The sequence below is a fragment of the Okeania sp. SIO2F5 genome, assembly GCF_010692685.1.
GTDB classification, from domain to species: Bacteria; Cyanobacteriota; Cyanobacteriia; order Cyanobacteriales; family Microcoleaceae; genus Okeania; species Okeania hirsuta.
Genome location: NZ_JAAHGU010000076.1, coordinates 1 through 25,400, shown reverse-complemented (window position 1 = coordinate 25,400; position 25,400 = coordinate 1). Strand labels below are relative to the sequence as shown.

Here is a 25,400-nt window from a genome sequence, read left to right as displayed (position 1 = left end):
ATTATTAGTGCGGAAGAAAAGCTTTTTAATTAAGCTTGATCCAAAACTAAACGTAACGGGGGCCTGTAGCTTAGTGGATAGAGTGCGTGGCTACGGACCATGAGGTCGGGGGTTCGAATCCCTCCAGGCCCGTATCAATTATTAATAGCATAAGTATCTTGTCCCTGACCAGAAGCAAATCTGATGGAATGGGGCAAGTCTTTGTTTGACATGGTGATAAATGTAGCTAGTGCTAAACAAACAAGACAAGCATCCAGAGCAAACATACTTCTATAACTAAAGCTAAGTTGTTCTGCCACCAAACCAAAACAAGGACCAGCTAAAGCCAAACCTAAATCAAACCCACCAATACAAAGAGAGAAAAATTTACCTCTTTGACTAGGAAGACATCGGTCTGTGATTAAAGTAATCATCATAGGAAGAACCAAGCCAGCAGAAGTCCCTCCGAGAATAGCTGCGAGTAAAATGGTGTTGCTGCTATTTGCTGTCCATAACGTTAACATACTCAACAAACTACAGGCGAGACCTCCACTGATAAAAATGCCGCGACCAAATCTATCTGAAGCTCGTCCAGTAAAACAGCGGATGATAAAACTAGCGATCGCTCTGACTGTATAAAAAAGTCCTGCATTAAGAGCAATTCCACTTTCTTGAATAAAAAGTGGTAGAAAAGTAACTGTTGTGCCAAATACTAAACCCACCATTAACATCACAAAACTAGGAACTAAAACTCTACGACTCCCTAATATTTGCCAGAATTTTTGTTGCTGTAACTCATTTAAAACAGGATTTAGATCGGTTTGATTTTTTCCTACTGTAGTGTTTTGTTCCCTGACAAAAGAACCACATAATAAACTCATAACTCCCAGAGTAGAACAAACGATAAATAAAGCTACATAACCACTCGCCTCTGCTAAAAAACCTCCTATCGCTGGGCCAATTCCCATACCTATAGGAGCTGCTAAACTCATATAACCAATTAATTCTCCCCTACGACCGGGAGGAGACAAGTCAGCGACCAAAGCACTATAACCAATAGTAACTCCAGCAATACTAATACCGTGAAAAGCACGAACTCCCATTAATAAAGGAAAAGACTTTAGTAGTAAGTAACCGAGTGGGGCGATCGCCGCTACACTTGTGCCAACGATCAGGACTAACTTCCGACTTCTGGTATCAGCTAATGGTCCTAGAACAAATCGTGATAATAATAGTCCCACAGCAAAGCAACCCATTACCAGGCCAATTTGTTGTTTTGTACCTCCAATAAAACTTATGTAAAGAGGTAAAGTGGGTAGTAAGGTGGTTATACTTGACCAAAATAATAAGCCTCCAACGAACAACATCATTAGACTGTGCTGGTTTTGAGGCTCAAGTGTTCGGAATACTTTCACAGTTAATTGACCCTGACCTAAATAACTTGTATTCCTATATTTTGTAACACATTGTTAAGATTTGCCTGTCTAAACTTTCTTAAGTACCACTGTGGTTATATTTTTGTCAATTACTGGTTAAGGAGAGTGGATAAAATTAGTTTGCTGTGCTAGTAAAAATTAAGGGCGATCGCTACAAAAACAACGAAATTATAGGCATTTGGAGCTTGATTTTGTTATGAAGTCATAGCTTACGTCAAATTATACTATTTTTGATAATATCACAAAATTGAGAATAAGCCCTGAAAGTATTGAAACTTGGTGAATTTATTCAGGAATTTTTTTATTTTTTTTATCAGGGATTGATGACAAAATTTTGATTTTTTAAATTAAAAGTTGAAATATATAATTAAAACTGTTCAGATATCTATAGGAGGGAACAGGCAACAGGCAACAGTAGGAAAAATATTTCCCTGTCTAAGGTTTATTATCAGCATAAGTCGTAATACCATTTCTTTGTAACAATGCGCTTAATAATTGTTGCTCAGACTTTATTACACTGACTATTCTCATCTTTATATTAAGTGCAACTTGATGGAGAAATGGTATAACCAACCCATTCTTTTTCTTTGTTATGTATGTAAATACCTATAGAAAGTTTTTGAAGATAAGTCGGTAGACTTACAGCAAATTTCAGGAAGCGTGAGGTGCAGTTCAAGACTAATCTATAATTTTTATTCATTCTCTGTTCTCTCACAGGAGTGCGCATTCCCTCTCTTGGTCGATTGGATATCGGTACTTTGATATTTTTCACAGTGAAAATGCCTTCAAAGCTAGTAGGGTTTAACAATTAATAATTAATTATTAATTATTACCTCTCCTTGAAAAGAAGAGGATTGACTAATCATGAAAATTTTTCTTCTCTTGGTCGATTGGAGGACAGCGAGGAGACCCGTTCTTGCAGACCCGCTCCGCTAACGCCATCCCTCGACCGCTTATTATCCCCTGAAAAGAGGAGGCTTTAAACCACAATTTTTCGGTAAGGGAAATACGTTGCTCTGGCTAAAAATGGCTCAAACCTAGATATATCAGGAAAAAGGTTGATTAAATGTCAAACCTAGACTATATAAGGGTTTGATCCTGTTCTTAACATATTTTTTGCCAAAGTACCGATATGGTGAGGAGACCCGCTCTTGATAGAGCCGCTTCGCTAACGCCATCTCACCCTAAGGGAAGCTCCGAAGATCGACCGCTTGCGTCTACCGCTGAGGCGGGGTCGCACCGCTATTGAGAGCTGTCGCTTTTTAGCTATAAATTTCAGGCGTTTCACGACTAATTTTGAGAAGATGAGCAACGGCAATTATCAAGAAGTAGATGAAACAGAGAATTAAGGATTTTTAAATAGTATGAGATTTTGAAGATGGCTGCTTTTCAATAATGTCAAGAGGGTTTTTGCATAGTGCTATAACTAGAACTTTTAAAAGCAGAGAAATATTTAAGTTTATTCTATGCAACTTGACATTTAATTGGTATCAGCAAAATTAATTGTATAGCAATTTTCATTACTACTGTTGACTTATAGAGTATCTAAAATCAGGAAATATTAATAATCAACCTTTATTTTTCCTTCTTGTTTCTTGCTTCTTGCTTCCTCCTTTTACTGTTGATTTTTTTGATCCAACCAAGCTAAAGCAGCAGCAAAAGTTTCAGCTAAAACACTAATCAAGCGATAAAATGCAACAGCACTTAACACAATACCAGGGGAAAATTTTTGCTCCAGTAAAGCCAAAGCAGTTGCTTCAAATACCCCAACACCTCCAGGCGCCCCTGGCACAACTAAACCTAATAGCCATGCTAAACTAAAGACACTAATTATTAATAAAACTTGATTAAATTCAATAGAATTGAACGCCAACATAGTCAACAAAAATCCAGAACCTCGAAGCAAAATGAAACAAATTTCTCCGAAAAAAGGCTTAATTGGATAGCGTACTAATTTTAATTCAGTATGTAGATATGAATCAGATTTTTTAACTTTTAATTTTAGTTTAGCTAAATATTTAATTACCGGGTTTAAAATTCGTGGATGAAGAATAAAAATGACTATAAAAAAACACAAAAATTGTAAAAACAAACTTTCTTGAGTGGAAGCAAATAAAGCAATAGCTAAAGCTGCAGCAGCCATTAAAAGCGGTTCTATCAACACAGTGAAAAGTGCAATTTCAACGGGTACTCCCGCCTGTTTTATTGAAGAAATCCGACCATAAAAATGCCATATATTTCCTGGTAAATACTTGGCAACATTTGTGAGGAGATATACTCTAATAGTCCATCTTAGATTAACTGATTGATTGAATTCTTTAATAATCCAAAACCATACCCATCCAGACCATAAATGAGCTATTATTGTGACGATAAAAGCAGTTCCTAAACTTACCCACCCAGAATCACTAATTCTAATTTCTAGTACTTGTTGCCATTGGTCTTTGAGAGTTTTAGTTAGAAAAAATAAAGTCACTCCTAAAATAATCCATCCCAGATAGGGTTTCAACCTTGATAAAACTTTTTTCATAAAAAATAATACTGATTTGTTGAATAATTGCTAACTCTTTGTCTTTCCTCTCTAAACTGTCTAATACCAAATTGATAAATGTTTGCTACAAATAGCTAGGGTATTTATTTCTATGGAGTCAGAAGTATCGAGTTAGTTAGGGGAGCCGTCGGATTGGCGACATACAGAATGAATGGCTTCAATACCAATTTTTAGGTCATAAATTCTCTTTTTCTCTTGGTGGAGGTTCCCTCTCTTGGTCAGCATTCCCTTGCTTCTGATGCCGACGCGGGGTCTGGCCCCTCTGTTGTTCGATGGTCGCCCAGCGAGGAGACCCGAAGAGTGACAGACCCGCTGCCTCTTTCCTCCGGAGGAGGAGCTTTCCTATGGGAATGCTGCACAAACGCTAATGCTTTAAATGTTCGGAGCAAAACGCCATTGCTTGACCGCTTGCGACTAGCGTCGTCGCAGCGCAGGTTTCCACCACTTTGTCAAAGGGAAATTTCCTGTACTTACCTTTTAATCAAACTTATTATTCGTAACATTCTTTTTTCAAATTGGTATAAGCTAAGTATTCAGCAGTCAGCTATAAGTCGAAAGATATTGCTTTTAATTCCTCCAAAAAATTGATAAATTGAGCTAAAATTCAAAGCCTTTTCTCAAAGCTTATAGCTAAGTACTCAAAGACTTTTTGTTAAAAGAATATTAAATTTTTGTGTAAGCAGGGTTTTAACTCAACATATTTGCATTAGAATGACCTAGGAGAAAGGCAGCAATAAATTATTCTTACTTAGCAAACTCTTAAATGCCCACAATAACCCACCGAACAGACTTAAGATTAAGTGCTCTAGTATTCTTAGTCTTTGCTTTATAAAGACGATCTCATCGCTTAATTCTTGGGAAGTTTATTTGTTTGTTGCCCAGATATTAATATCCTAGTAGTCATTTTTTATCCTACTTAGGAATCAGTAATAATATATTTGCATTACCAATAATTTCCTGTGATTCAATTGTAAATTGATCTGCAAATACAGACTTAAAAATGTTCATATCTCCTCCGTAATAGATAAACCAGATACGCGAGTCTGTAGGAGGTAAACTTTCAACCCAATTTTTTAAATGGGCAGGAAAATTTGATTTATCTGTTTTTTCCCTCTCATAGAAATATATAGGTGCAGAACCTCGATAATAGTAAGTTAGACTAAAAGAAGTGCCATGATCTGTAGAGTAAATGATCATGTCACCATCTCTATCTTGACTTTCAATCAATTGTGCTACTGGTCTGTAGTGGTCTGATGCTCCCATGTATCGCTTTGAACTTGTATAATAAGTTACTAAACCTAAACTAACGGTCAACATATATATTACGGCCAGCACTAATCCAATTATTTTTTGCCAATCGAAAACCTTAAAAAAACCAATTGCCACAAGTAGTATAAAGTATGGCTGAGAGATTATTAGGTAACGACTGTTCCATATCGAGTAAAATATATTAGAAAAAACAAAAATAGATGCAGCAGGTATAATTCCCCATAAAGCTACCCATATAACTTCTTGAGTACGAGGTTTTTGAATTATTGCTACAAGAATAACTGTAGCAATAATTAAGGTTACAACTTGAATCAATAATGGTATATAAGGTAGCGGTGGTGGATGAGCAAACACAGTCATTATTCTTAACTCTCGGAAGATTTCTCTCATACCAGGAGTTGGTAACATCACTCGGTGCGATCCTGAATCACTTTTCACAGAAATAGCTACAGGAATACTAGCAATAATGATTGTTAAATATAGAACGAGATAACTGATTAATCTAGAAATTTTAAACTTAAACTTAAGCCATAAAATCAGAATATCTGGTAGCAAAAAAGCTGCATTTAAAGGTGTAGTGTAAAAGGATAAAATTCTACCAACAACCCATATGAATCGTGGAAGTTTTTGATCTGGGTACTTCAGAGAATGTCCAAGACCAAGACAGCCACAAAGCCCTAGGCAAACACTCATTGTATAGTATCTAATTTCTTGAGCATGATTAATAAATAATGGAGAAATAGTTAGTAAAAATGCTGCAAGAATACCAACTTTTTTGCTAAAAAAGTCATTACCTAATCTATAAATTATATATACAGATAAAAGTGCAAAAATAATAGCTGGAACTCTCAACCATACCTCATTATCAGAAATCTTCATCCATGGATTTAAAAGAGCATAGTAGAGTAGTCTGCCTTTATTAAAAGACACCTTGCGCCCATCTAAAACACTGATAAATTCATCTATCCATAGACCTCGGAAATTTACTCTGTAAAAGTACAAAAAACACCCTAAGAGAAGAATCAATAAAATAGGAAATATTCCTTTTTGTTTAATAGGGTAAATAAACCTTTGAAAAGCATTGAGCATAAACTATATTTCCTGGGTTCAAATTTTAGGTCATACAATTTATTAAAAAGTATGTTATTTTTGTACAAGTGCCCCTTAACTGATAGAGACTATTGATATTCTCAGATAATAAATTAGCTATATTGAAAGCTTCAAAAATTATTATCTATCTGATTATATCATGTCCGAATGTGTAGGATTTTTTATAAAAATATCATGTCCGGTAGTATCGGTATTGTCAGCGTGAAGTTAAGGAAAAAGCAAGAGGGAAGAAGGCTTAAAAGCTTGAAAAACTTAAATTTCCTGTAGATATTCGTCCTTGATTTTACACATAACTATATCAGGGGACATAATATAGTTTCTCCAGAGTCCTCCTGACTAGACATTAGCCATAATTGTAACAACAAAAGCGATCATCAAATAAATTACCCCTTTCTCTAACTTGCTGCCAATTATATCTCAGGATTCCAGCCATAAAAAATACTATTCCTCTAGAGAATCATCCAGCACACATAAGGTTTAAGGTGGAACAATATTTTTTTTATCTTATATTATCATATTAGTATTGCAGTTTCATAGTAGTAAAATGAGCAAATTTTTAACTATAGATACAGATCATCAATCAACTCACATTTGCCCACCTTAATTGTTTGAAGGCGTTGGTAGATGGCGGGATGAATCCATTTCCCAAAAATGCCTCGTTGGTTGATCATAGTTAACGTCACTAACTGAATGGATCGAGATCCATGCAATGTCCTGAGTGTGGCGACAAACACATCCGCAAAAATGGCCATCGGCGGGGCAAGCAGAACCATATTTATGTCGCTTGTAGCCGTCAGTTCATTGAGCAAGCTCAACCACGAAGATACAGCGATGATATTAAGCGACTGTGTCTAATAATGTATGTCAACGGTATGGGTATTAGGGGAATTGCCAGGGTGACAGGGATTACACATCCAACCATGATCAATTGGATTAAACACACGGGGGAACGCTTACCTGATGCCTATGACCCAGATGAACTACCCCAAGTGGGAGAACTTGATCAACTCGAAACCTTTGTTGGTAAAAAAAAAACGGTGGTGGTGCATAGTAATGGAAAAAGAAGTGTGGGGAGATGGGGACCCACCCCTAACCCCTCCGGTGGAGGGGAATTTGGGGAGATGGGGGGATGGGGAGTGTGGGAAAAATTAAAAAATATATATCCTCACCATTACCATGCAGGACTACCAAAAAAACAAGGTGTGGTTGTAGACTGTGGTAGACCATTTCCGTCCAGGCATCCTAGGTTGGGTAGTGGGAAACCACAGTGCTGATACTTTTCAACCACTATGGCAGGCGATCGCCTGTTGGCAGTGTTACTTTTGGGTGAGTGATGGTAATCCGGTCTATCCAGGCTTGATCGCGGAGGGAGACCAAATTGTAAGTAAGACTTATATGACCCGTGTAGAAGGGGAAAACACTCGGTTACGCCACTATTTGGCTGGCTTGCATCGCAAAACCTTGTGTTACTCAAAGTGCATTAGACATCTGGTGAAAAATAAATAAATTGTGATATAGTAATAAAAAATTTAATTTTTAGTGGCTAATTATCACCAGTATGGTTGAGTACATTCACAATCATTCACAAGAATCAGAACGTTTATTAGCCATCAAGTATGAACAACTCGAAAAGTTATTAAAATAACCAGAAAAACTCCATAATAATAAGCCAGAGATAGCTACCGCTAAAAAAGTTAGAATAATTGCTTGTGGAGGCGGTAGGCAACCTAAATTATCTATAGAACAAATTATTTTAACCTTAACTTATTTCAGATATTTGACAACATTTCAACTACTAGGAATTCAATTCGGAGTAAGTGAAACTACTGCCAATGATATCTTTAATTACTGGTGCCCAATAATTGGAGAATTATTACCACCGAGCCTGCTAGAACAAGTAAAAAAAACTCAAGTGAACAAGAAATTGTCTCCGAAATTTTAACAGAGTACGAGTTAATCATAAATAGTTATGAACAGGCCATAGAAAGACCAAAAAAATATGAAAAACAAAAAGAATATTATTCTGGAAACAAAAAAAATCATAGGAGAAAAAGTCAGGTAATTGTGTTGCCTAATGGTCAAGATATTGTTGATGTCGAAGCTGGAAAACCAGGAAAAAAGAGTGACATAAATTTTTTTCGTGAAACACAACAAAAATTCTCTCCAAAACAACAATTTACTGGTGATCAAGCTTAGGTTGGAGAACCAGCAATAAAAACACCTAAAAAACAGCCAAAAAATCAAGAATTAAGCAGTCAAGAAAAGTTTCAAAAAAAAGAGCTTGCTAGTGAAATAATTTTTGTAGAAAATGTAATTAGATTACTAAAAATATTTCGGGTAGCTCAAGAAAGATTTCGGCTAAATTCTGAGAAATATACGCAAATAATTATGACTATTTGTGGTCTTGTTAGATTACGAATAGGTAGATTGATTTTGTAGTATTAAACCAACATCGCTTGAGATAGCTGGACTTTTGTAAAAAAGTAAAATAGATTTAGCTCTATTCTATAATTAGAGGGAGTTATACCTGAGTCTACCCCCAGATTACCCCCAAGTCAGCTTGATGTTGAGCAAAAATTTCTTGATTCTGTTGTCACCAGCAAAAAAATTTGTAGGAAACACCACTCACAAATACTTCTAATGTCTCTGTAAAATTTGTCAAAGCTTGGCGAGAATCACCCTTTCTCAAGCCTGCCATTAATTGTTGGTAAACAATGAAAGTATAGGCAACAAACACTCAGATCAAATGACGCATCATACTGGTTTGAGCTGTGAGTTGATCTTCTTTTCAACCCAACCATCCCTGAGCTTCCCGATCAAACTTTTCAATATAGTTTCTCTCACAAAAGGTTATAAGTATCCATCCATTCTCCGGTCACAGTTTTATATTGTTTATTTGTGATTAAATCATCAATTTCAGTCCCTTGAGATATAGAACTATGATTGATGACGATCGCAATAGTTCTAGGACCAGTTAAAGCTTTGGTTTCTACTTCTATGGTAGCTACCCAAACTGTTTTGGGTATATCTTGTTGTGATCGATCCTTCCAGCAAAATTATTTTCAGGTAAAGATATGCCTATTTCATCTCACCTTTTTTGTGATTGTTTTTTGCCAGTTTTTTGATGGATAACACTTACCTGACGATTTTTCGCTAACCCCCTTATATATTTGGTGGTGGTGCATAGTCATGGTAAAGGAAGCACCGGGAGTTTGGGGGGATGGGGGGATGGGGAGATCAGGAGTGTGGGAGAAATTAAAAAATATGTATTCTACCATTACTATGCAGGACTATCATATATTTAAGTTCCAGTTGTTCTAACTCCTGTAGAAAAGACGAATTATTTCCATCACCTCCATTCACTAAAACTATACCTGGTCGATATTTTCTGGACAAAGTTTTTTTGACTAACTTGATTGCTCAATCGGGTTTTTTCACAAATTCTTGATCTTGTTTTGCATCTGGAATTTGATGATCACTTTTGGTATAACTCCAAATCCAAAGGTAGACTGCCCACTCCATCATATAGGTGAGTTGTAACTATTACTACTCCATTGTCTGCAGTACTAATTTCTCCAAGATATTGTCGGCCGACTCCACCAGTAAAATTACCACTTTTTTGATGGCCAGAATCATCAATAATCAGAGCACATCCATTTCTAATTCGGGTTTGATCATGTTGATTCATAATTTCTCAACGACCTTTGCTAATGCAAAGCTTCCCTAACATTTATCGAATTTTCAGCCCATTTGGCATAGGCAATAAAATGATGTATATTTTTATATAAAGAGCCGATAATATTGTCGGTAATTTGAGCAATATTTTGGCGTTGACTTTCTCCTAATAATCCCGCCAAATCCAAGGCGAAATCCCTTTACCAACGCCAACAATCGAAGTATTAACGAAAAGTCAAATTGCCTAAAACCCTTTTCATTTTGCCTGTTGCCTTCTGATAACGACCATTTTTAACGTTAACCTACTTAGTATTTCCATAACTCCTAACTACTCTTGCTGCACTCCGAAATAGTTGATAGTATCTTTGACTAACTTCATCACCCACTTCAGACAATACATCAATGCCAATGCCATTACGACCCTGACTTTTTCCAGAACTATGAATATAACGTCCTTCTCCCAGGTATAATCCTACATGATCTGCCTTTTCACCAGTGCCAAAAAACACTAAGTCTCCGACTATGAGTTGATTATTTAATTGATATTTGTCTAAGGAAATCTTCTGACAAAAAGCTTCCTGTTGATAAGCATCTCTAGGTAACCAAATACCAACAGAAACAAAAGCAGCTTGAATAAGGCCAGAACAATCATAGTTAGGTCCTACTGTACCTCCCCAAAGATAATAATTAGAAGTGTTCATCGCTTTATAGGTAAAAGCAATCACCTCTGGTAATTTCTCTCTAATTTCAGTCTCGCCAAAAATGTGAGGCTGAAAAGGAGTTTGTGTTGGCTGAATTTTATCAATGTCTGTATATCTTAACCACCCTTGATAGTCATCTTCTTGTAACTTGACCAAAATTGCACTGTCGAATTTTTCCTGTAACTGGATAACTTGTAAATTTCGCCCAATTGCTGCTTGAGTTACCAAAATATTGCACTCAGAAGAATCATAGATATTGATATTAGCTTGGCACTGATACTCAACAACATTAGATAATTGCTGGTCGAACACTAAATTTCGCTTGGATAATTTACTGAAGTTATTATAATATTTTATGGATATAAATTACAACCTTAGTTATCAGAATCACTATTATTTAAAGATAGCTTTAATTTTCAATAACTATGGAATAATTAACAGAGAATTTTTCACTCAATCCATATATTATTAAATAAGTATTTTTCTCTTTTCTAAATTTTACCTAATTTTTCTATATGACTTTTTTTGATCGAGATGAACAGTTAAATATTCTGGGTAAAGACATTATAGAGGCAATCAAGATAGAGTTTTCGGAATTAACTTATGAGCAAATTGCGATAACTTGGTTAGTCTACGATTTACCAATGGCAGGAAATATTAAGAATTCTACAGAGTTTTGGCAACAGCAAGTGCGTGGTTGGAGCGATCACGGTGATGAACGAATGTATGCTGCTGGAATAGTCCATTTATTCTATCTTATAGCTATCTATGAGTGGTTAGAGAAAGGAATGGTCAAAACCTCAAAAGAGTTAGAAAGAGCAATTCGAGATATGATCGTTTATTCTAGCAACGATGCTACTGGTCTAGTTGTAGATGTTTTAACTGGAACTACCAGTGGACCTGAAATATCATCAGGACCTTTTCAAACCTGGAAATATCAACGTAACTTTGTCAATCGTTATTTTCAATCTCTGAAGTGGCCTGAGTTAAAATTCATTAATATTAATCAAAAAACATGGTGTGATGGTCCTTATGGTCGAGAAAGGATGTTTCAAGGACTATTGATGGAAAATCGAAATATAGTTACTACTCATAGCACAGCTCGTTTGCTACATAGTATTGTGGGTGGGGTTGCAGTATCTCCTGTCGCCTCACAAAAAATGATGAACTTGTTAAAGAAAAATCCTAGCCAAGATAAATTAAGAGATAGAAGTAAGGAACAATCTATAGGATTTTTGGACGATAGTCTACCTCAGGATACTAAAGTATGGTGCAAAGGAAGCTCGGACAACCAAGTGCGTCATAATTTTGCTTATATTGAGTTACCAAATATTAAGCCATATCTTTTAGTTGTATTTACAGAAGGCAAGAACCTTAGTCAAAATGAAAAGATAATGCCTTATATTTCCCAAAGGTTTGTAGAGGCAATGAAAAAATTACAATAAAAGAACAAAAATATTTTTTCTCTTATGTTTTATGTCTTTAATTTATTTAATTTAACTATATTTATAACGGAGAAGGAGGGATTCGAACCCTCGGTACGGGGTTCTCCCGTACAACTCATTAGCAGTGAGCCGCTTTCGACCACTCAGCCACCTCTCCAATAATAATAATTATCTACTTTTTTGACATTCTGCCAACTTTGCCCTTAGGCGACAGCACAGCATTCCTAACCATGGCTGATTAGGGCTTTCTGATTTTAACTTATCTGCCTCCAAGGTCGAGGCTTTTTCCGGTCTTACGGTCAATCAACAGTAAGTCCCTAATTCGACATATCCCCTAGACAATACTAGGTAACCAGCCTTATTTTATTTACCATAGCACACTATTGAGAAAACCGCAACATTGATTTATTTTTCCATAAGACACTCCCTTGTCAGGAGAGCGCGGGCCTTCAAGCAACGTTGAGATAACAGATATTTGTTGGTTATGGCAGGACTATTATAGAAGTTATATTTCCCAAAGTAAAGAGTAGGTAAAAATACAGGATTACCTGAACTCTCGAACAACTATTCCTAGTTACTTAATCTTGATATCTTTTACTTCTAGCTTAGAGTTTGTTGCCACAATCCTCCCTCAGTAAACAAATTCATAGATATAAACTTTTCGGCTCCCTAGAGTTATATGGTTACTAACTCTGGAATGAGTTTTAAACGCTTTTGTTTCCCATAATTTAGTAGAAGCTTAGTTAAAGATAGCTGACTTTCACCATTAATATGAGCGCAGTACATATTTCACACAAATTATCATAGCACAATAATTATTAGTCTGGATGCTTCCGACTCATTTTGTTTTAATCCCGGTACTGAATTAGAAATTAGATACCGGTACTTTGAGAATTTATTAAGTTCAAAAAAGCTTAAGGCGAATATAATTAGATTTTGTTCCTAATCAGTTCATAATTCAATCATATTAATAGTACAAAAACACAAATACTATCAAGTAGCTTTAAATAAATTGGCAAATAATACCAAGTCCAATTTTCGACTTCTCCCTGCTCTAAACAGACAAGAATTCTCAGCGGATGCTACGCAATGGGATCAATAAACATTGCTCGCTTTTTCTTAACTATCACCCAGAGATTTATCCGGGTGGGACTAGTCAAAATGCCCCTAGAAACTCACTTGTATTGACATTAACTCATATAGATTGTGCTTACTTTTTGTTAGCAGCTTTCAGGAGTTTCTATAACTATACCAAAATCTTACACTCCCTGTCCTGCCATTGCTTGCAGTGATATAGTCATACTGCCGTTGAATGTATCAACCGTTGTTTCTTAAATGCCGGGATTTATCTATACTAGGACAGTTCCAGATGCAGATGAACTTCTTACTCACACTTTAATTCTATCACTTCGGCCGGATAAATATCGCACCGTCATTTTCATACCCTACCTAAAGACTAGGAACTTTCAACCTTTTTCTGTGTAAAGCTAATCTTAGATCTTAATATATATGATATAAACAAACTGAATCTGTAGAAGTTATTCAAAGCAAAAGTTAACTTGTAACTACAGAATTTATTTATAGAATTTCAAATTAATCGGCAAATTGGGGAATTGACAATAGCTCATACTATGTTAAAATCCTGGAGGTTCATATAGATTGAGCCAAAAAATATCTGTAATATTTAGACAAAATCATATATAGTCTTAAAGATGCAAAAATATACCAAACAGTACATAATTATAACTTTCTAAAAAATGTATCTGTTGCAGCAGAAAAAAACCTGGCCTAGTTCATAAAACATGAATTATCACATTAGGTAGTGGTGTAGTCATGGGGAACAATGGTTATGCTTGTGATGTCTTAATTCACAAGGGCTAAATTGTCCCTAGAAATGAAAATATAGGTTGACAAAAACGGTTATCTATACAGAATCTAAAATTAGCTCTTTGAGCTAATCAAACATAAATCAGTAATAGTAAATACTAAAAAACGAGGTAAGCAAGTGACTCAAGTAGTAATTCCACCAGGTACCGAAACAGATCCAGTAACCGATGTAAGTACTGGCATCGCCGATGGGGGCCGTGTCCGAGTATATACACCATTTCCCGACCGCGGGGTTGGGACATCTGGTGCAGACCAAATTTCAGCTTTAGCTGGTGATGATATAGTAGCATCTGGCGGTGGCAATGATGTAGTGGCATTAGGAGAAGGTGAAGATACTGGCGTTGGTGGTACTGGCAATGACTCAATCCAAGGAAACCGAGGAAATGACTCTATACAAGGAGGGGATGGAGATGATTGCCTGAGAGGTGGTAGAGATAATGATACCTTAGAAGGTGGTGAAGGAGAAGACATTATCTTTAGCGATCGCGGAGACGATGTAGCACGAGGTGGATCGGGAGATGATGATATCAGAGGTAATCAGGGCAATGATTTCCTAGAGGGTAATGAGGGCAATGATATTATCGATGGAGGTAAAGGTAACGATACTCTTGATGGTGGTGCTGGGGATGACTTCATATCAGGAGCTAGGGATAACGATATTTTAACCGGTGGCACTGGAGCTGATACTTTCTTCTTCTGGTACAATTCAAATGGTAGTTATGGAGTTGACACTCTAACAGACTTTAATAGAGGTGAAGGAGATAAGATAGTTCTCGGTGCTGGTCCAGCTATTCCTGAAGATGCAAGTTTTAATGCTCTAAGTGTTTCAGCTGGAGGTCCGTTGCCAGCAGATCAGTTTGCAGTGATTGAGAATTTCAACCCTATAGTTGATGGAGCAAGTTCTGCAGCAATTGTATATGACCCTACTAATGGTTTAGTCTACTATAACCCAACAGGATCAGTGGGTGATGAAAATCAATTTGCCAAGGTTGATGAGACTGTATATGATGCGAATAACCCATTACAAAACACTGACTTTGAAATCTTCTAAGTATGGTTAACATTATAGATGCGGTTTAACATATCGGTATAACCCTAGAATGAGAATTCTGACTCCCCTCTAAAATTAGGTTAGGGGGGATAAGTTTTTAGTGATTTTTTTAAGTTATCCTCATTGGACTGATGCAGCTTGTGTTGGTCTTTCCACCCCAGATAGTTTAAATATTCAGAACTATCAACCATTAATAATTAAAGCAATGGGTAGAGGTTCTCGCCAAATGGTTAAGTTAGATAAATATTTTTTTCCTAGAACTGCACCTAAGTTCAGACAGAAATCATTCTATGGTTTTCAAACTGGCGATCTTGTCAAAGCAGTTGTGACTAAAAGCAACAAGATTGGTACTTATTCTAGTAGAGTTGCAGTCAGAAAAACTGACAGTTTCAATATTAAAACTAAGACTGAAACTGTACAAGGAATTGGTTATAAATATTGTCAACACTTGCACAAATCAGATGGGCACACTTATAGATTTGGCGAATTAATCAAACAGAAAACTACTAACCTTTTCAATAAAATAATTGATATTTCACCTAGTCCAGTTCAGTTAAATATGTTTGATACTTCTGAGTTAAGCATATCAGAGGTAGAACCGAAAGAAAAAAAAATCCAGGAAGAAGTTTAGCGGTACTAATGGAGAACAGCTAAATTTGTTCTAAGTAAACGGAGGAAAGTCATTTATTTGCTGGTTGTTTTCCTCCCGGCACTAAATCAAAGATTATAGTGCATATCTCCAGCAACTATTTGAGATGATTAACTATTAGGCTAAGGATGGGAATAGAAGAATATCTCAGATTAGCAAAACTCTACTTGAGCGAAGGTAAATTAGGTCAAGCTATAGCAACCTGTCAAGAAGTTTTAGAATTACAATCAAATTCTGAGGATGCCTACAGAATATTAGGGAAAATTTATCAAGTTCAAGGTAATTTTCAGGCAGCTATGTATGCTTATACAAAGGCTTTGGAAATTAAGCCAGAGTTTGCAGAAGTTCATGCTTATCTTGGTCAATTATATAGTCAGAAAAAATGGTTGATTGAAGCAGCAAGTCAATATCAACAAGGGATTAATTTAGGGCTAAAATGGCCGGAAGTTTATTATAATTTGGGTAATATTAAGCATCAATTTGGTTATTTAGAAGCTGCTATAGAATGTTATGAAATAGCTATTATTCTGAAGCCTGATTATATTAAGGCTTATTTTAGTTTGGGTATTGTTTTTGAGTTGCAAAGAAATTATCAAGCAGCAGTTGATATTTATCGAAAAATTATCGCACTCAAGCCTAATTCTGTAGAAGCTTATAATAATTTAGGTGGTGTTTTAGCGGATTTGAATAGAACGGAAGAAGCTGTTGAAGTTTATCGGCAGGGGTTAGGTTTAAAACCAAATTCAGCAGATTTATATAATAATATTGGTCATGCTTTATCAAGAGAAAATCCCGCACAAGCTATCGCTGCTTATGGTCGTGCTATAGAGTTAAATCCTACTTTTATTAAGGCGCATTATAATTTGGGTAAAGTATTACAAGTTATTGGGGAGCATGAGTGGGCAGTAAAATGTTTTCAAGCAGTTATTCAACTAAAGTCAGAAGAAGATAATGTATTAGCTTATAGTGATTGTGCTTTTTCTTTGATGGGTATAGGGAGGTTTAAGGCTGCTTTTCTTTATTTACAAAAGGCGATTATTAATCATCAATTTGTGGATGGTTTTTGTCGGTTATGGGAGGCGAAGTTGGAGAATGCGGAGGAGATAGTATCTGATGAATTGTATTTGACAAAGGTAGCTGGTTTGAATTTTGTTAAGGAGCTGCAAAAATTAGATAGTTATTCAGAAAGTTTTCATCAGCAGTATCAGAAAATTTATGAATATTTGCTCAAGTATTATCTTCATTTTGGCAATGTATTAATGGAAAATGAGTCTTATGCTAGTGCAGAGATAATGTATCAAAAAGCTTTACAACTTCAGCAAAATTCATCAGAAATTTATTGTTTATTAGGGAATTGTTTAGTTAAACAAAAACGGTTAAATCCAGCAATTATCAGTTATCAGATAGCTATCCAAATATTATTAAGTGAAAATAGAGTTGCTGAGACGATAAACATTTATTTTGATTTAGGAAAAATTCTGGAAAAGCAACAACGATGGGAGCAAGCGATAGATTGTTACAGTAAAATTTTATCTAAAAAAACAATAATATTAGATTCGCATAGATTCAACAATAATCTTCAGCCTTATCAACAATTAGAAGGATTATATTTATCTACAAAAGATTGGATAGAACGATTAGAAAGTAATAATTATCGGCCAAGATATATAGAAGTAAAATTAGAAAAATCCACAACAGAAGAGATAGAAGAAATTATCAAACCTTCAAGTCAGGAATTAAGCTCTAAAAATAAGCAGAAAAATTTAGAATGTCATGGGTTAAATTGTAGTAAATGTTTATGGGAAATTTATCAGTATTTTGAAGTCAAATACCTCGCCCCAGCAGTTTATAGTCTCAATGGTAGAAGTGGGTTTAGCCAAGATACGGATTTTTTGAGTCAGAGTTTAGGGAAAAAAAGCTCTTTCCTCAAGCAAGCAAAAAAAGGGGATATACCCTCCTTGACAAAAGACTCAAAAAATAGTTTGTCGAATTTTCCTCACTTTCTGAAAATTTCCCAGACTCCCAATTTCGTAACAATAGTACCAGAGGGAAGAGCTTGGGTTATGCCCAAGAAAAATTACTGGAAATTATGCTACGCGATCGCCATTATGACTCCAGATAACTATTTATTGGCAGATATTTCTAGGGAGTATCCATCCCCATTACCAGGATGTACCAACCACGACCCAAGTAAACATCGAATATTTGGTTTAGAAGAACTTCCATCTCTAGAGAAAATTCATGGTAAAGTGGCAGTATTATCAGTACTGTCGGGAAATGTGTATTTTCACTGGATAGTAGACCTGTTGCCCAGAATAGAAATATTACGTCGGGGTATAAATTTAGAAGAGATAGATTGGTTTTTGGTTAATAACTATCAACAACCTTTTCAGCAGGAGACCTTAAAAATTCTTGGCATTCCCGAAGATAAAATTCTGGCAAGCGATCGCCATCCCTACATTCAGGCAGAAGAATTAGTTATCCCTTCATTTTCTGGTTATTTAGGATGGTTACAACCGTGGGGAGTAAAATTTTTGAGGGAAGTATTTCTCAAAGAAAGAATTATTGAGAAGTCAGGGTTACCAGAAAGAATATATATAAGTAGGAGTAATGCTAGGTATCGTCGAGTAATGAATGAACCAGAGGTAGTAGAGGTATTAAGCAAGTTTGGTTTTACCTGTATTACTCCAGAGTCTATGTCCCTAGAAAGTCAAATTGCCATCTTTGCTCATGCAAAAATTATAGTTGCTCCTCATGGAAGTGGTCTTACAAATATAGTATTCTGTAATCGAGAGACTAAAATTATTGAGCTTTTTTCGCCCAACTATCTAAGATACTACTACTGGCATATTAGCCAATTATTAGGACTCGAACATTACTTTTTAGTAGGTGAAGCATTTAGTTGTTATCCTATTAGAAATTTGATGTATGAAAGTTCTCTTGTAGAAGATATTTTGGTAAATTTAGGGTCACTCAATTTAATGCTTAAAGCTGTAGGTATTATTTAAAAGGAAGAAGGAAGAAGGAAGAAGGAAGAAGGCATTCCCCCTATCCCCTTTTGAAAGCTATCCATTACCAACATTTTTATTAATATAAAACTTGACAAAAAGGTAATAAAGCTGACAGCTGATAGCTGACTGCTGTTTGCGCAGCATTCCGCAGAAAATGGTTACATAAATTAATCATAGCAAATAAAAGAGAGACAATGACATCAACAAATCCTCCAAAAAGCGCAGCAGAAAAATTCCACCAAAAAGCAGAAGCTTATGTAGCCGAAAAAAAATTTGATGAGGCGATCGCTTCCTGTGAATTAGCTATAAAGATAGAAGAAAATTATGCTCCACCATACAAAACTTTAGGTAATGTTTGGCAAGTAAAAGGAAAATTAGAAGCAGCAGAAAATTACTATAAAAAAGCGTTAGAAATTAAATCAGATTGGCCGGAAGTATATGCTAATCTCGGCAGTTTATATGCCATGCAGCAAAAATGGCAAGAGGCAATATCCTATTATCAAAAAGCTGTAAATTTGAAGCCAGATTTTGCCGGAGTTTATCGCAATATGACTAAAGTATGGTTATTTTTGGGTAACGAAAAATCTGCTACATATTGTCAATACAAAGCACTTTCTTTAGAACCTGAAAAAGCTACCCTAGAAGAAATTCTTAATTTAGGTAAAAATCTACAGCAACAGGGTAGTTTAAATGAGGCAATATCTTGTTACCGAATTGCTATTAAATTAAATGCTAATTCAGCAGAAGCTTATCAAAATTTAGGAGCTGCTTTAAAGGAGCAAGGCAACCTAGATGAAGCGACAGTTTGTTTTCGCAGAGCTATCGAACTTAGACCAACTAATACCAATACAAAAGTAGAGACTTCAACAGATATTAGAGCTAATAAATATAATTTAGTTTCTAGTCAAGAATTAGATCCACAAGATACTTTAGTTGGTAGTTTAAATAATCATCAAGAAAATGCTAATGATACCCTGACTGCAGCAGAACAGATAAATAATATTCCACCTCAACCAACAACTGCCATTAATACTGAAGATTTAGAAACTTATATGATGGTGGCAGAGACTTATGTAAATCAGAAAAAATGGCAACAGGCTATTACTATAAGTCAGAAAATTATTTCAATTAAACCAGAACCCAAAGCTTATAAAATAATAGGCAATTCTCTACAAGCGATGGGTAAATTACCAGCAGCATTAGATTGGTACAAAAAAGCATTAGAAATTAAGCCAGATTTTGTAGAAGTTCATGCAAATTTAGGAACTATATTTGCTCAACAACAACAGTGGGAAAAAGCCATACAATATTATCGAAGAGCCATTGCAATTAAACCTGAATTTGCTGGAGCATATCGTAATTTAGCCAAAATTTATACTCAACTTAATCAGTCAGCAGCAGCAGCAGAATGTTTATTTCAGGTATTAAGACTAGAACCAGGAAAAGCCACAGCAGAAGAATTTTTATTTACTGGAAATACTCTGAATGAAAATGGTCAATTAGAACAGGCGATCGCTTGTTATCAAGGAGCAATTCAGTTAAAGCCACAGTTAGTAGAAGCTAGTTATAAATTAGGAGAAATTTTAATTCAAAATGAGCGGTGGGAAGAAGCAGTTGCTTGTTATCAAAGAGTCATATCTGCCAATCCAAATAATGTAGAACCTTACGAAAAATTAGCAGATGCTTTATTCAATCAAGGACAGCTAGAGTCAGCTTTACAAAATTATCAAAAAGCCAAACAGCTAGAACCAAACAAAATAGAAATCAAGGAAAAAATTGGAGAAATTTATTATAGATATGGAGAATATTTCCAAGGAGAAGGAAAAATAGAAGAGGCAATCAAAGCTTACAGTCAAGCAACAGAAAATTATCCAGAATTTGATATTCCCTATGGCAAACTAGGGGAAATTTTCTCACAACAGGAAAAATGGGAAGAAGCTGTCAAAGTCTATCAAAAAGCAAGTGAAATAAAATCAGATAATTCTTGGTATCACAATAGCTTAGGAGAAGCTTTCAAAAACTTAGAAAAATGGTCAGAAGCTGTTGAACCTTATCGTCGAGCAATAGAATTAAATCCTGACTTTTCTTGGTCTCATAATAACTTAGGAGACTGTCTATTAAAACTAGAAAAATGGTCAGAAGCTGTTGAACCTTATCGTAAAGCAATAGAATTAAATCCTGACTTTACTTGGTCTTATATTAACTTAGGAAAAGCTTTGTGGTCAGCCGGAAATTGGCAAGAAGCAATAGACCCATATCGTCGCGCCATAGAATTAAAAGCAGACCTACCAGAAGCTTATCAAAAATTAGGAGATGCCCTGAAAAAACGGGCTCAATTAGATTTAGATGAAGCCATTAAATGGTACGAAAAAGCCATAGAAAATAACCCGGAAAATGAACAGCTTTATCATAAAGCATTAGAAATAAAACCAGAAGACCACAAACTTTATTTACAACTAGGCAATACATTAGTAAAAAAAGGGAAAACTCATGGAGCGATCGCCTTTTATCAGTTAGGTTTACAAATTAATCCAGATGATGCGGAGATTCAAGCTCAGTTAGAAAAGATATTACCTAAAAAAAAGGTTTTAAGGGAACAGGGAACAGGGAACAAGCAACAGGAAAATGTCGCTCTTTTGAAAAGGGAAAAGGAAATAGTAAATAATGAACAAGCAAGTGTTATTTTTCCCTCAAATTCTCCTGTAGTTGAAAAAGAAGATATCTATCAATTATGGCTCAAAGCAAACTTACCCAACTCAGAAAAACTAAAGAAGATGTCGGAAAATTTAGACACTTTTCGATATCAACCATTAATTAGTATTATCTTGCCAGAAAAAACAGCATCTCCAGAGTTCCAAGAAACAATTGAATCACTTATAAATCAAGTTTATCCAAACTGGGAAATCTGTTATATTGCCGATAAACTTCCACAAAATCTAGAAACAGATAACAGAGTAAAATTAGTCTTTAAAGAAGAAAGTGGAGAGACTGCCACAAACTTAAATACCGCCTTAGCATTAACAACAGGAGATTTTGTTACCCTGTTAAATTCTGATGATATTTTAACCCCAGACGCCCTCTATGAAATGGCGCTATTTCTGAATAAACATCCAGAAGCAGATATGGTTTATTCAGACGAAGATAAATTAACAAAAGAAGGGAAGTTAACTCAACCATACTTTAAACCAGATTGGTGTCCAGACTCATTTTTATCTCGAATGTACACTGGTAATTTGTGTATATATCGCCGAGAATTACTAGAAAACTTAAATGGTTTTCGAGGGGGATATGAAAATAATTATGAATATGATTTAATTCTGCGGTTAAGCGAAAAAAGTCAAAAAATATTCCACATTCCCAAAATACTTTATCACAGCAGAATTTCCGAAAATGGAGTAGCAATAAATCAGATAATTTCAGTAGAAACAGCCAAAAAAGCATTAACAGAAGCATTAGAAAGAAGAGGAGAAAAAGGAACAATTTATAATCTGCCTCAACATACTGGTTTCTATCAAATTCGTTATCAAATTCCAGAGAAAAAGCTAGTCAGTATTATCATTCCCACCAGAAACTTAGGAGACATTTTAGATAGATGCCTAGAGTCAATCTTTAGCAAAACAACTTACCCAAATTACGAAGTAATCTTGATTGATAATGGCAGCAACGAACCAGAAACAAAAGCTATTATCGAAGCGTGGAAAAATCAAGAACCACAACGTTTCAAATGTTATAAACATGATATTCCTTTTAATTTTTCAAAGCTCAATAATTTCGCCACAGAAAAAGCAGAAGGTGATTATTTACTATTCTTAAATAATGACACAGAAGTAAAAACTCCTGACTGGTTAGAAGCAATGGTCGAACAAGCACAAAGAAAAAAAATAGGAGCAGTCGGTGCTTTATTATTATACCCAGACAATACAATTCAACACGCCGGAGTAGTATTAGGAATGCGGAGCGTAGCAGACCATAGTCATCGAGGTTTTTCTCCTACTGATAGTGGATACAATGGTCAAATTATTTGTGTGAATAATTATTCTGCCGTAACTGCCGCTTGTTTAATGTGTCGGCGAGAAGTATTTGAAGAAATGGGTGGGTTTGATGAAGAATTAGCTGTAGCATTTAACGACGTAGATTTATGTTTGAAAATGATAGATAAAGGTTATCGAAATATTTATGTACCTCACGCTGTTTTGTATCACCATGAATCGAAAAGTCGGGGAGTAGAAAATACAGGAGAAAAACAATTACGTTTCCAACAAGAAATTCAAAAGATGAAGCAAAGATGGAAACATTTAATAGATAAAGACCCTTGTTATAACCCTCATCTAACTCGACAACAAGAAGACTTCAGTCTAAGGATTAAAACAAATGTCGAAGTTAGTGTTTCTTTATATGAAAAAGATCCAGAAATAGTAGAATGTTCTATAGATGTACCAAAACCAGGAGTAGAAAAAGATATTAGTTCCATTTGTATTGGAGGATGGGTAGTAGGAAAAACATCTCCTCCAGTTACAGTAGAATTAATTGTAGCGGGCAAAATAATCAAAGAAATTCCTGCTAATTTACATCGTCCAGACGTAGGAGAAATTCATCCAGAAATTCCAGAGGCTAAATATTGTGGTTTTTGGGGAGAATTAGAAGTACTTGAATTTGCGCCAGAGATGAAAATCTCCTTAGAAGTTATTCTCCAAGATGGTTCTCATGTGCGACTGGGAATGGTGAATTTGAAATGTCCTAGTTTGATTTAAAAGGAAGAAGGAAGAGGGAAGAAGGAAAAATAATCAAGATATTTGTCTCAAATCAATGAGTATTTCCTATTCCCTCTTTTAAGAAAAATTCTTCATCCATAAATTATCAATTAATTCTCCCTATTCCCTGATTTGGTGGAGATGTCTAATTTAAAACGGTAATTTTAACTGAATTGGAAAATTATTATCCTCACTTTTGCTATCAACTTTCCCTCTGTAGTTTTGATGATTATCCCTACTAGAGAACTGCCAAGGAATAGGATTAATTTCTGCACCTGTTAAAACTTTAATGATGTAGCAACCAAATGCTTTTGCTAGAAGTGGTGGTACAGCATTACAAATTTGTGTATAGTTTTCAATTGTTGTACCCTTAAAAATAAAGTAATCAGGAAAAGATTGAATACGAGCGCATTCTCTAGGAGATAAAAATCTATTTTCTTCAGGATGAATAGAAGTCATTCCTCTTGTCCAATAAACAGTATAAGAAGGTATATGCTTTTTTGCCCTTCTATATCCTCCACAATAAGTTACTTTATTCTCTTCATACTTATCTATAAATACTTTCATTCCTTCTCCCATAGGAACAGAGCTAATTTTTTCTAAAACTCTTTGACTATGATTTTGAGTTGTGTGGTTTTCTACATTTTTACTCCCAACTCTTGCCCAAACTTGATATGCAAATTCAGGCAATTTATCATAATCAAAAATCCCTACTTTTTCCCCAATTCCTACTTGAGGTAGATCGGATATTGCTTGCCAAATAGTAATTGCTTTTTCTGTACCTAAAACCTCTCCAAATTCTGAATGAGTTGCCTGTGGTTTTTCCGGAATTTACTATCTAACCTTAGAAGTATAAAAAAGAAATAAGTCACTGAATTTCAGGAGAATTTTTCCTATGACTATTAAAACAAACCTAAATAAAATTATTAGCCTTAGTTTAGTTGCTTTAACTGCTACTTCTTTGTCATTTGCAACTATAATTCCCACGAAAGTTGCTTTTGCAGAACCAATACGGCAAAAAAGTGTAAGTCCAGATGTAATCAACGAAGGGATGAATGGAGTGTGGAATTTGCAATGGAGAGTAAATGGATGGTTACACAGGGGACGTTTAAGAATGGATGGAAATTTCGGAACAATGATTGTCAACGTCACTGGGCCAAATGGTAGAAAAGTTTATGCCGAACAACAAATGAATATGGTTCCAGATGCTAATGGTTATACTCTTCAGGGTAGTAGACCTACTTATCCTGGTAGTAATGCGATCAACCGTGCTTATCAACCTGATACTTTTTATGTTGAGTCAGGTCGTCGTGGTAATTGGCAAATGAGGAATTGTTCTGATTATTCTGGTTGTATTCCAGTGAGAATGACAAGAATTGATAGATAAATTAAGTCTAGCTATTTTAGGGGTAGGTTGAGTGAATATAATTTTCTGATTTTTCCAGAATTTACCTAAAAAAAATCTACCCATCATATGTGATATTAAATTTGTCTAATTACCAATTAGATCATGTCCGGATAATAGCGTGATCAAAAACTTTCTTCTCCTCTCCCTTTTTCTTCCCTCCTGACTCCTGATCTAAAATCCGGTTATACATTGATCGCACTTTCTACTTCCATTCAATGCAGACATAAAATGCCGGAATTTCCCCAGATAATTCGCACTTTTATCCTTTCTTTCTCCTGACTCCTAACTCCTGACTCCTCCCTCGTTATAGCAATGAGCGCTGGCATCTTTACATGTTACATAGATATTTGCAATGTAATATAAAAGTAACTGTATGAGCTGTATTTTTCATAAATTAGGCGATCGCTAAACCTTAAAGTTTTAAGGATGTCTGTAATGGTATTGATAATTTACAGTTTATAGCTTGAAATTGTTTAC

General features: G+C 35.4%; 15 protein-coding genes, 2 tRNA genes and 3 pseudogenes. 11 read left to right on the top strand and 9 right to left on the bottom strand.

Annotated features, from left to right (window positions below):
* The first annotated feature begins 59 nt into the window (after nucleotides 1-59).
* Nucleotides 60-132 (top strand) — tRNA-Arg (locus tag F6K27_RS21030).
* 2 nt (nucleotides 133-134) lie between these two features.
* Here F6K27_RS21030 and F6K27_RS21025 read toward each other — a convergent pair.
* The 3 genes from F6K27_RS21025 to F6K27_RS21015 all read right to left on the bottom strand — a co-directional run bounded on the left by F6K27_RS21025 (nucleotide 135) and on the right by F6K27_RS21015 (nucleotide 6,324).
* A complete protein-coding gene (locus F6K27_RS21025) occupies nucleotides 135-1,394 on the bottom strand; it encodes an MFS transporter (RefSeq protein ID WP_287277616.1) in 1,260 nt (419 codons plus the stop codon).
* Nucleotides 1,395-3,030: 1,636 nt separating this feature from the next.
* Nucleotides 3,031-3,945 (bottom strand): lysylphosphatidylglycerol synthase domain-containing protein, encoded by a 915-nt coding sequence (locus tag F6K27_RS21020; RefSeq protein WP_287277614.1) that lies wholly within the window; start codon nucleotides 3,943-3,945, stop codon nucleotides 3,031-3,033.
* Between the two features lie 933 nt (nucleotides 3,946-4,878).
* Entirely contained in the window at nucleotides 4,879-6,324 is a 1,446-nt protein-coding gene (locus F6K27_RS21015; RefSeq protein ID WP_287277612.1) for a glycosyltransferase family 39 protein, read from the bottom strand.
* Nucleotides 6,325-7,049: 725 nt separating this feature from the next.
* On the opposite strand from F6K27_RS21015, the pseudogene F6K27_RS21010 reads away from it, so the two are divergent.
* The 4 genes and pseudogenes from F6K27_RS21010 to F6K27_RS20995 form a co-directional block, all read left to right on the top strand.
* Nucleotides 7,050-7,376, top strand: a pseudogene (locus tag F6K27_RS21010) (IS1 family transposase); the annotation flags it as partial.
* A 160-nt stretch (nucleotides 7,377-7,536) separates the two neighbouring features.
* Nucleotides 7,537-7,827 (top strand): annotated as a pseudogene (locus F6K27_RS21005) (IS1 family transposase); the annotation flags it as partial.
* Nucleotides 7,828-8,122: 295 nt separating this feature from the next.
* The gene (locus tag F6K27_RS21000; RefSeq protein ID WP_287277611.1) at nucleotides 8,123-8,287 is read left to right on the top strand and encodes a transposase family protein; all 165 of its coding nucleotides are present in this window, start codon (nucleotides 8,123-8,125) and stop codon (nucleotides 8,285-8,287) included.
* A pseudogene (locus F6K27_RS20995) lies at nucleotides 8,215-8,784 on the top strand (transposase family protein). Before F6K27_RS21000 ends, F6K27_RS20995 begins: the two are co-directional and overlap by 73 nt.
* A gap of 816 nt (nucleotides 8,785-9,600) precedes the next feature.
* On the opposite strand, the gene F6K27_RS34395 reads toward F6K27_RS20995, so the two are convergent.
* From F6K27_RS34395 to F6K27_RS20985, 4 genes are all read right to left on the bottom strand, one after another.
* A complete protein-coding gene (locus tag F6K27_RS34395; RefSeq protein WP_161564357.1) occupies nucleotides 9,601-9,741 on the bottom strand; it encodes a hypothetical protein in 141 nt (46 codons plus the stop codon).
* Between the two features lie 79 nt (nucleotides 9,742-9,820).
* The gene (locus tag F6K27_RS34390; protein WP_124154631.1) at nucleotides 9,821-10,033 is read right to left on the bottom strand and encodes a transposase; all 213 of its coding nucleotides are present in this window, start codon (nucleotides 10,031-10,033) and stop codon (nucleotides 9,821-9,823) included.
* Between the two features lie 19 nt (nucleotides 10,034-10,052).
* Nucleotides 10,053-10,208, bottom strand: coding sequence for a hypothetical protein (locus tag F6K27_RS34385; RefSeq protein ID WP_161565033.1), 156 nt, complete (start codon nucleotides 10,206-10,208; stop codon nucleotides 10,053-10,055).
* A 114-nt stretch (nucleotides 10,209-10,322) separates the two neighbouring features.
* Nucleotides 10,323-11,033, bottom strand: coding sequence for a C40 family peptidase (locus tag F6K27_RS20985; protein WP_124145822.1), 711 nt, complete (start codon nucleotides 11,031-11,033; stop codon nucleotides 10,323-10,325).
* A gap of 203 nt (nucleotides 11,034-11,236) precedes the next feature.
* Between F6K27_RS20985 and F6K27_RS20980 the strand changes: the two genes are divergently transcribed.
* Nucleotides 11,237-12,166: a serine hydrolase gene (locus tag F6K27_RS20980; protein WP_124145821.1), complete on the top strand. Its 930-nt coding sequence runs from the start codon at nucleotides 11,237-11,239 to the stop codon at nucleotides 12,164-12,166.
* Between the two features lie 67 nt (nucleotides 12,167-12,233).
* Here the strand turns inward: F6K27_RS20980 and F6K27_RS20975 are convergent.
* A tRNA-Ser gene (locus tag F6K27_RS20975) sits at nucleotides 12,234-12,323 on the bottom strand.
* A 1,848-nt stretch (nucleotides 12,324-14,171) separates the two neighbouring features.
* On the opposite strand from F6K27_RS20975, the gene F6K27_RS20970 reads away from it, so the two are divergent.
* From F6K27_RS20970 to F6K27_RS20955, 4 genes are all read left to right on the top strand, one after another.
* Complete coding sequence (locus F6K27_RS20970) at nucleotides 14,172-15,104, top strand: calcium-binding protein (RefSeq protein ID WP_287277608.1); 933 nt, start codon at nucleotides 14,172-14,174, stop codon at nucleotides 15,102-15,104.
* Nucleotides 15,105-15,204: 100 nt separating this feature from the next.
* Nucleotides 15,205-15,735 (top strand): hypothetical protein, encoded by a 531-nt coding sequence (locus tag F6K27_RS20965; protein ID WP_287277606.1) that lies wholly within the window; start codon nucleotides 15,205-15,207, stop codon nucleotides 15,733-15,735.
* A 146-nt stretch (nucleotides 15,736-15,881) separates the two neighbouring features.
* Nucleotides 15,882-18,761 (top strand): tetratricopeptide repeat protein, encoded by a 2,880-nt coding sequence (locus F6K27_RS20960; RefSeq protein ID WP_287277605.1) that lies wholly within the window; start codon nucleotides 15,882-15,884, stop codon nucleotides 18,759-18,761.
* A gap of 197 nt (nucleotides 18,762-18,958) precedes the next feature.
* A complete protein-coding gene (locus tag F6K27_RS20955; protein ID WP_287277604.1) occupies nucleotides 18,959-23,515 on the top strand; it encodes a tetratricopeptide repeat protein in 4,557 nt (1,518 codons plus the stop codon).
* 150 nt (nucleotides 23,516-23,665) lie between these two features.
* Here the strand turns inward: F6K27_RS20955 and F6K27_RS20950 are convergent, their stop codons facing one another.
* Nucleotides 23,666-24,205, bottom strand: a complete 540-nt coding sequence (locus F6K27_RS20950) for a DNA cytosine methyltransferase (RefSeq protein ID WP_287277602.1) — start codon at nucleotides 24,203-24,205, stop codon at nucleotides 23,666-23,668.
* 205 nt (nucleotides 24,206-24,410) lie between these two features.
* Here F6K27_RS20950 and F6K27_RS20945 point away from each other — a divergent pair, with 205 nt between their 5' ends.
* Complete coding sequence (locus tag F6K27_RS20945; RefSeq protein WP_287242422.1) at nucleotides 24,411-24,902, top strand: hypothetical protein; 492 nt, start codon at nucleotides 24,411-24,413, stop codon at nucleotides 24,900-24,902.
* The last annotated feature ends 498 nt before the right edge of the window (nucleotides 24,903-25,400 follow it).

Bases quoted from the DNA above. Each gene is read 5' to 3' on its own strand.
- F6K27_RS21020 (WP_287277614.1), bottom strand. From the start codon at position 3,945: ATGAAAAAAGTTTTATCAAGGTTGAAACCCTATCTGGGATGGATTATT.
- F6K27_RS21015 (WP_287277612.1), bottom strand. From the start codon at position 6,324: ATGCTCAATGCTTTTCAAAGGTTTATTTACCCTATTAAACAAAAAGGA.
- F6K27_RS34390 (WP_124154631.1), bottom strand. From the start codon at position 10,033: ATGAATCAACATGATCAAACCCGAATTAGAAATGGATGTGCTCTGATT.
- F6K27_RS20980 (WP_124145821.1), top strand. From the start codon at position 11,237: ATGACTTTTTTTGATCGAGATGAACAGTTAAATATTCTGGGTAAAGAC.
- F6K27_RS20960 (WP_287277605.1), top strand. From the start codon at position 15,882: ATGGGAATAGAAGAATATCTCAGATTAGCAAAACTCTACTTGAGCGAA.
- F6K27_RS20955 (WP_287277604.1), top strand. From the start codon at position 18,959: ATGACATCAACAAATCCTCCAAAAAGCGCAGCAGAAAAATTCCACCAA.
- F6K27_RS20945 (WP_287242422.1), top strand. From the start codon at position 24,411: ATGACTATTAAAACAAACCTAAATAAAATTATTAGCCTTAGTTTAGTT.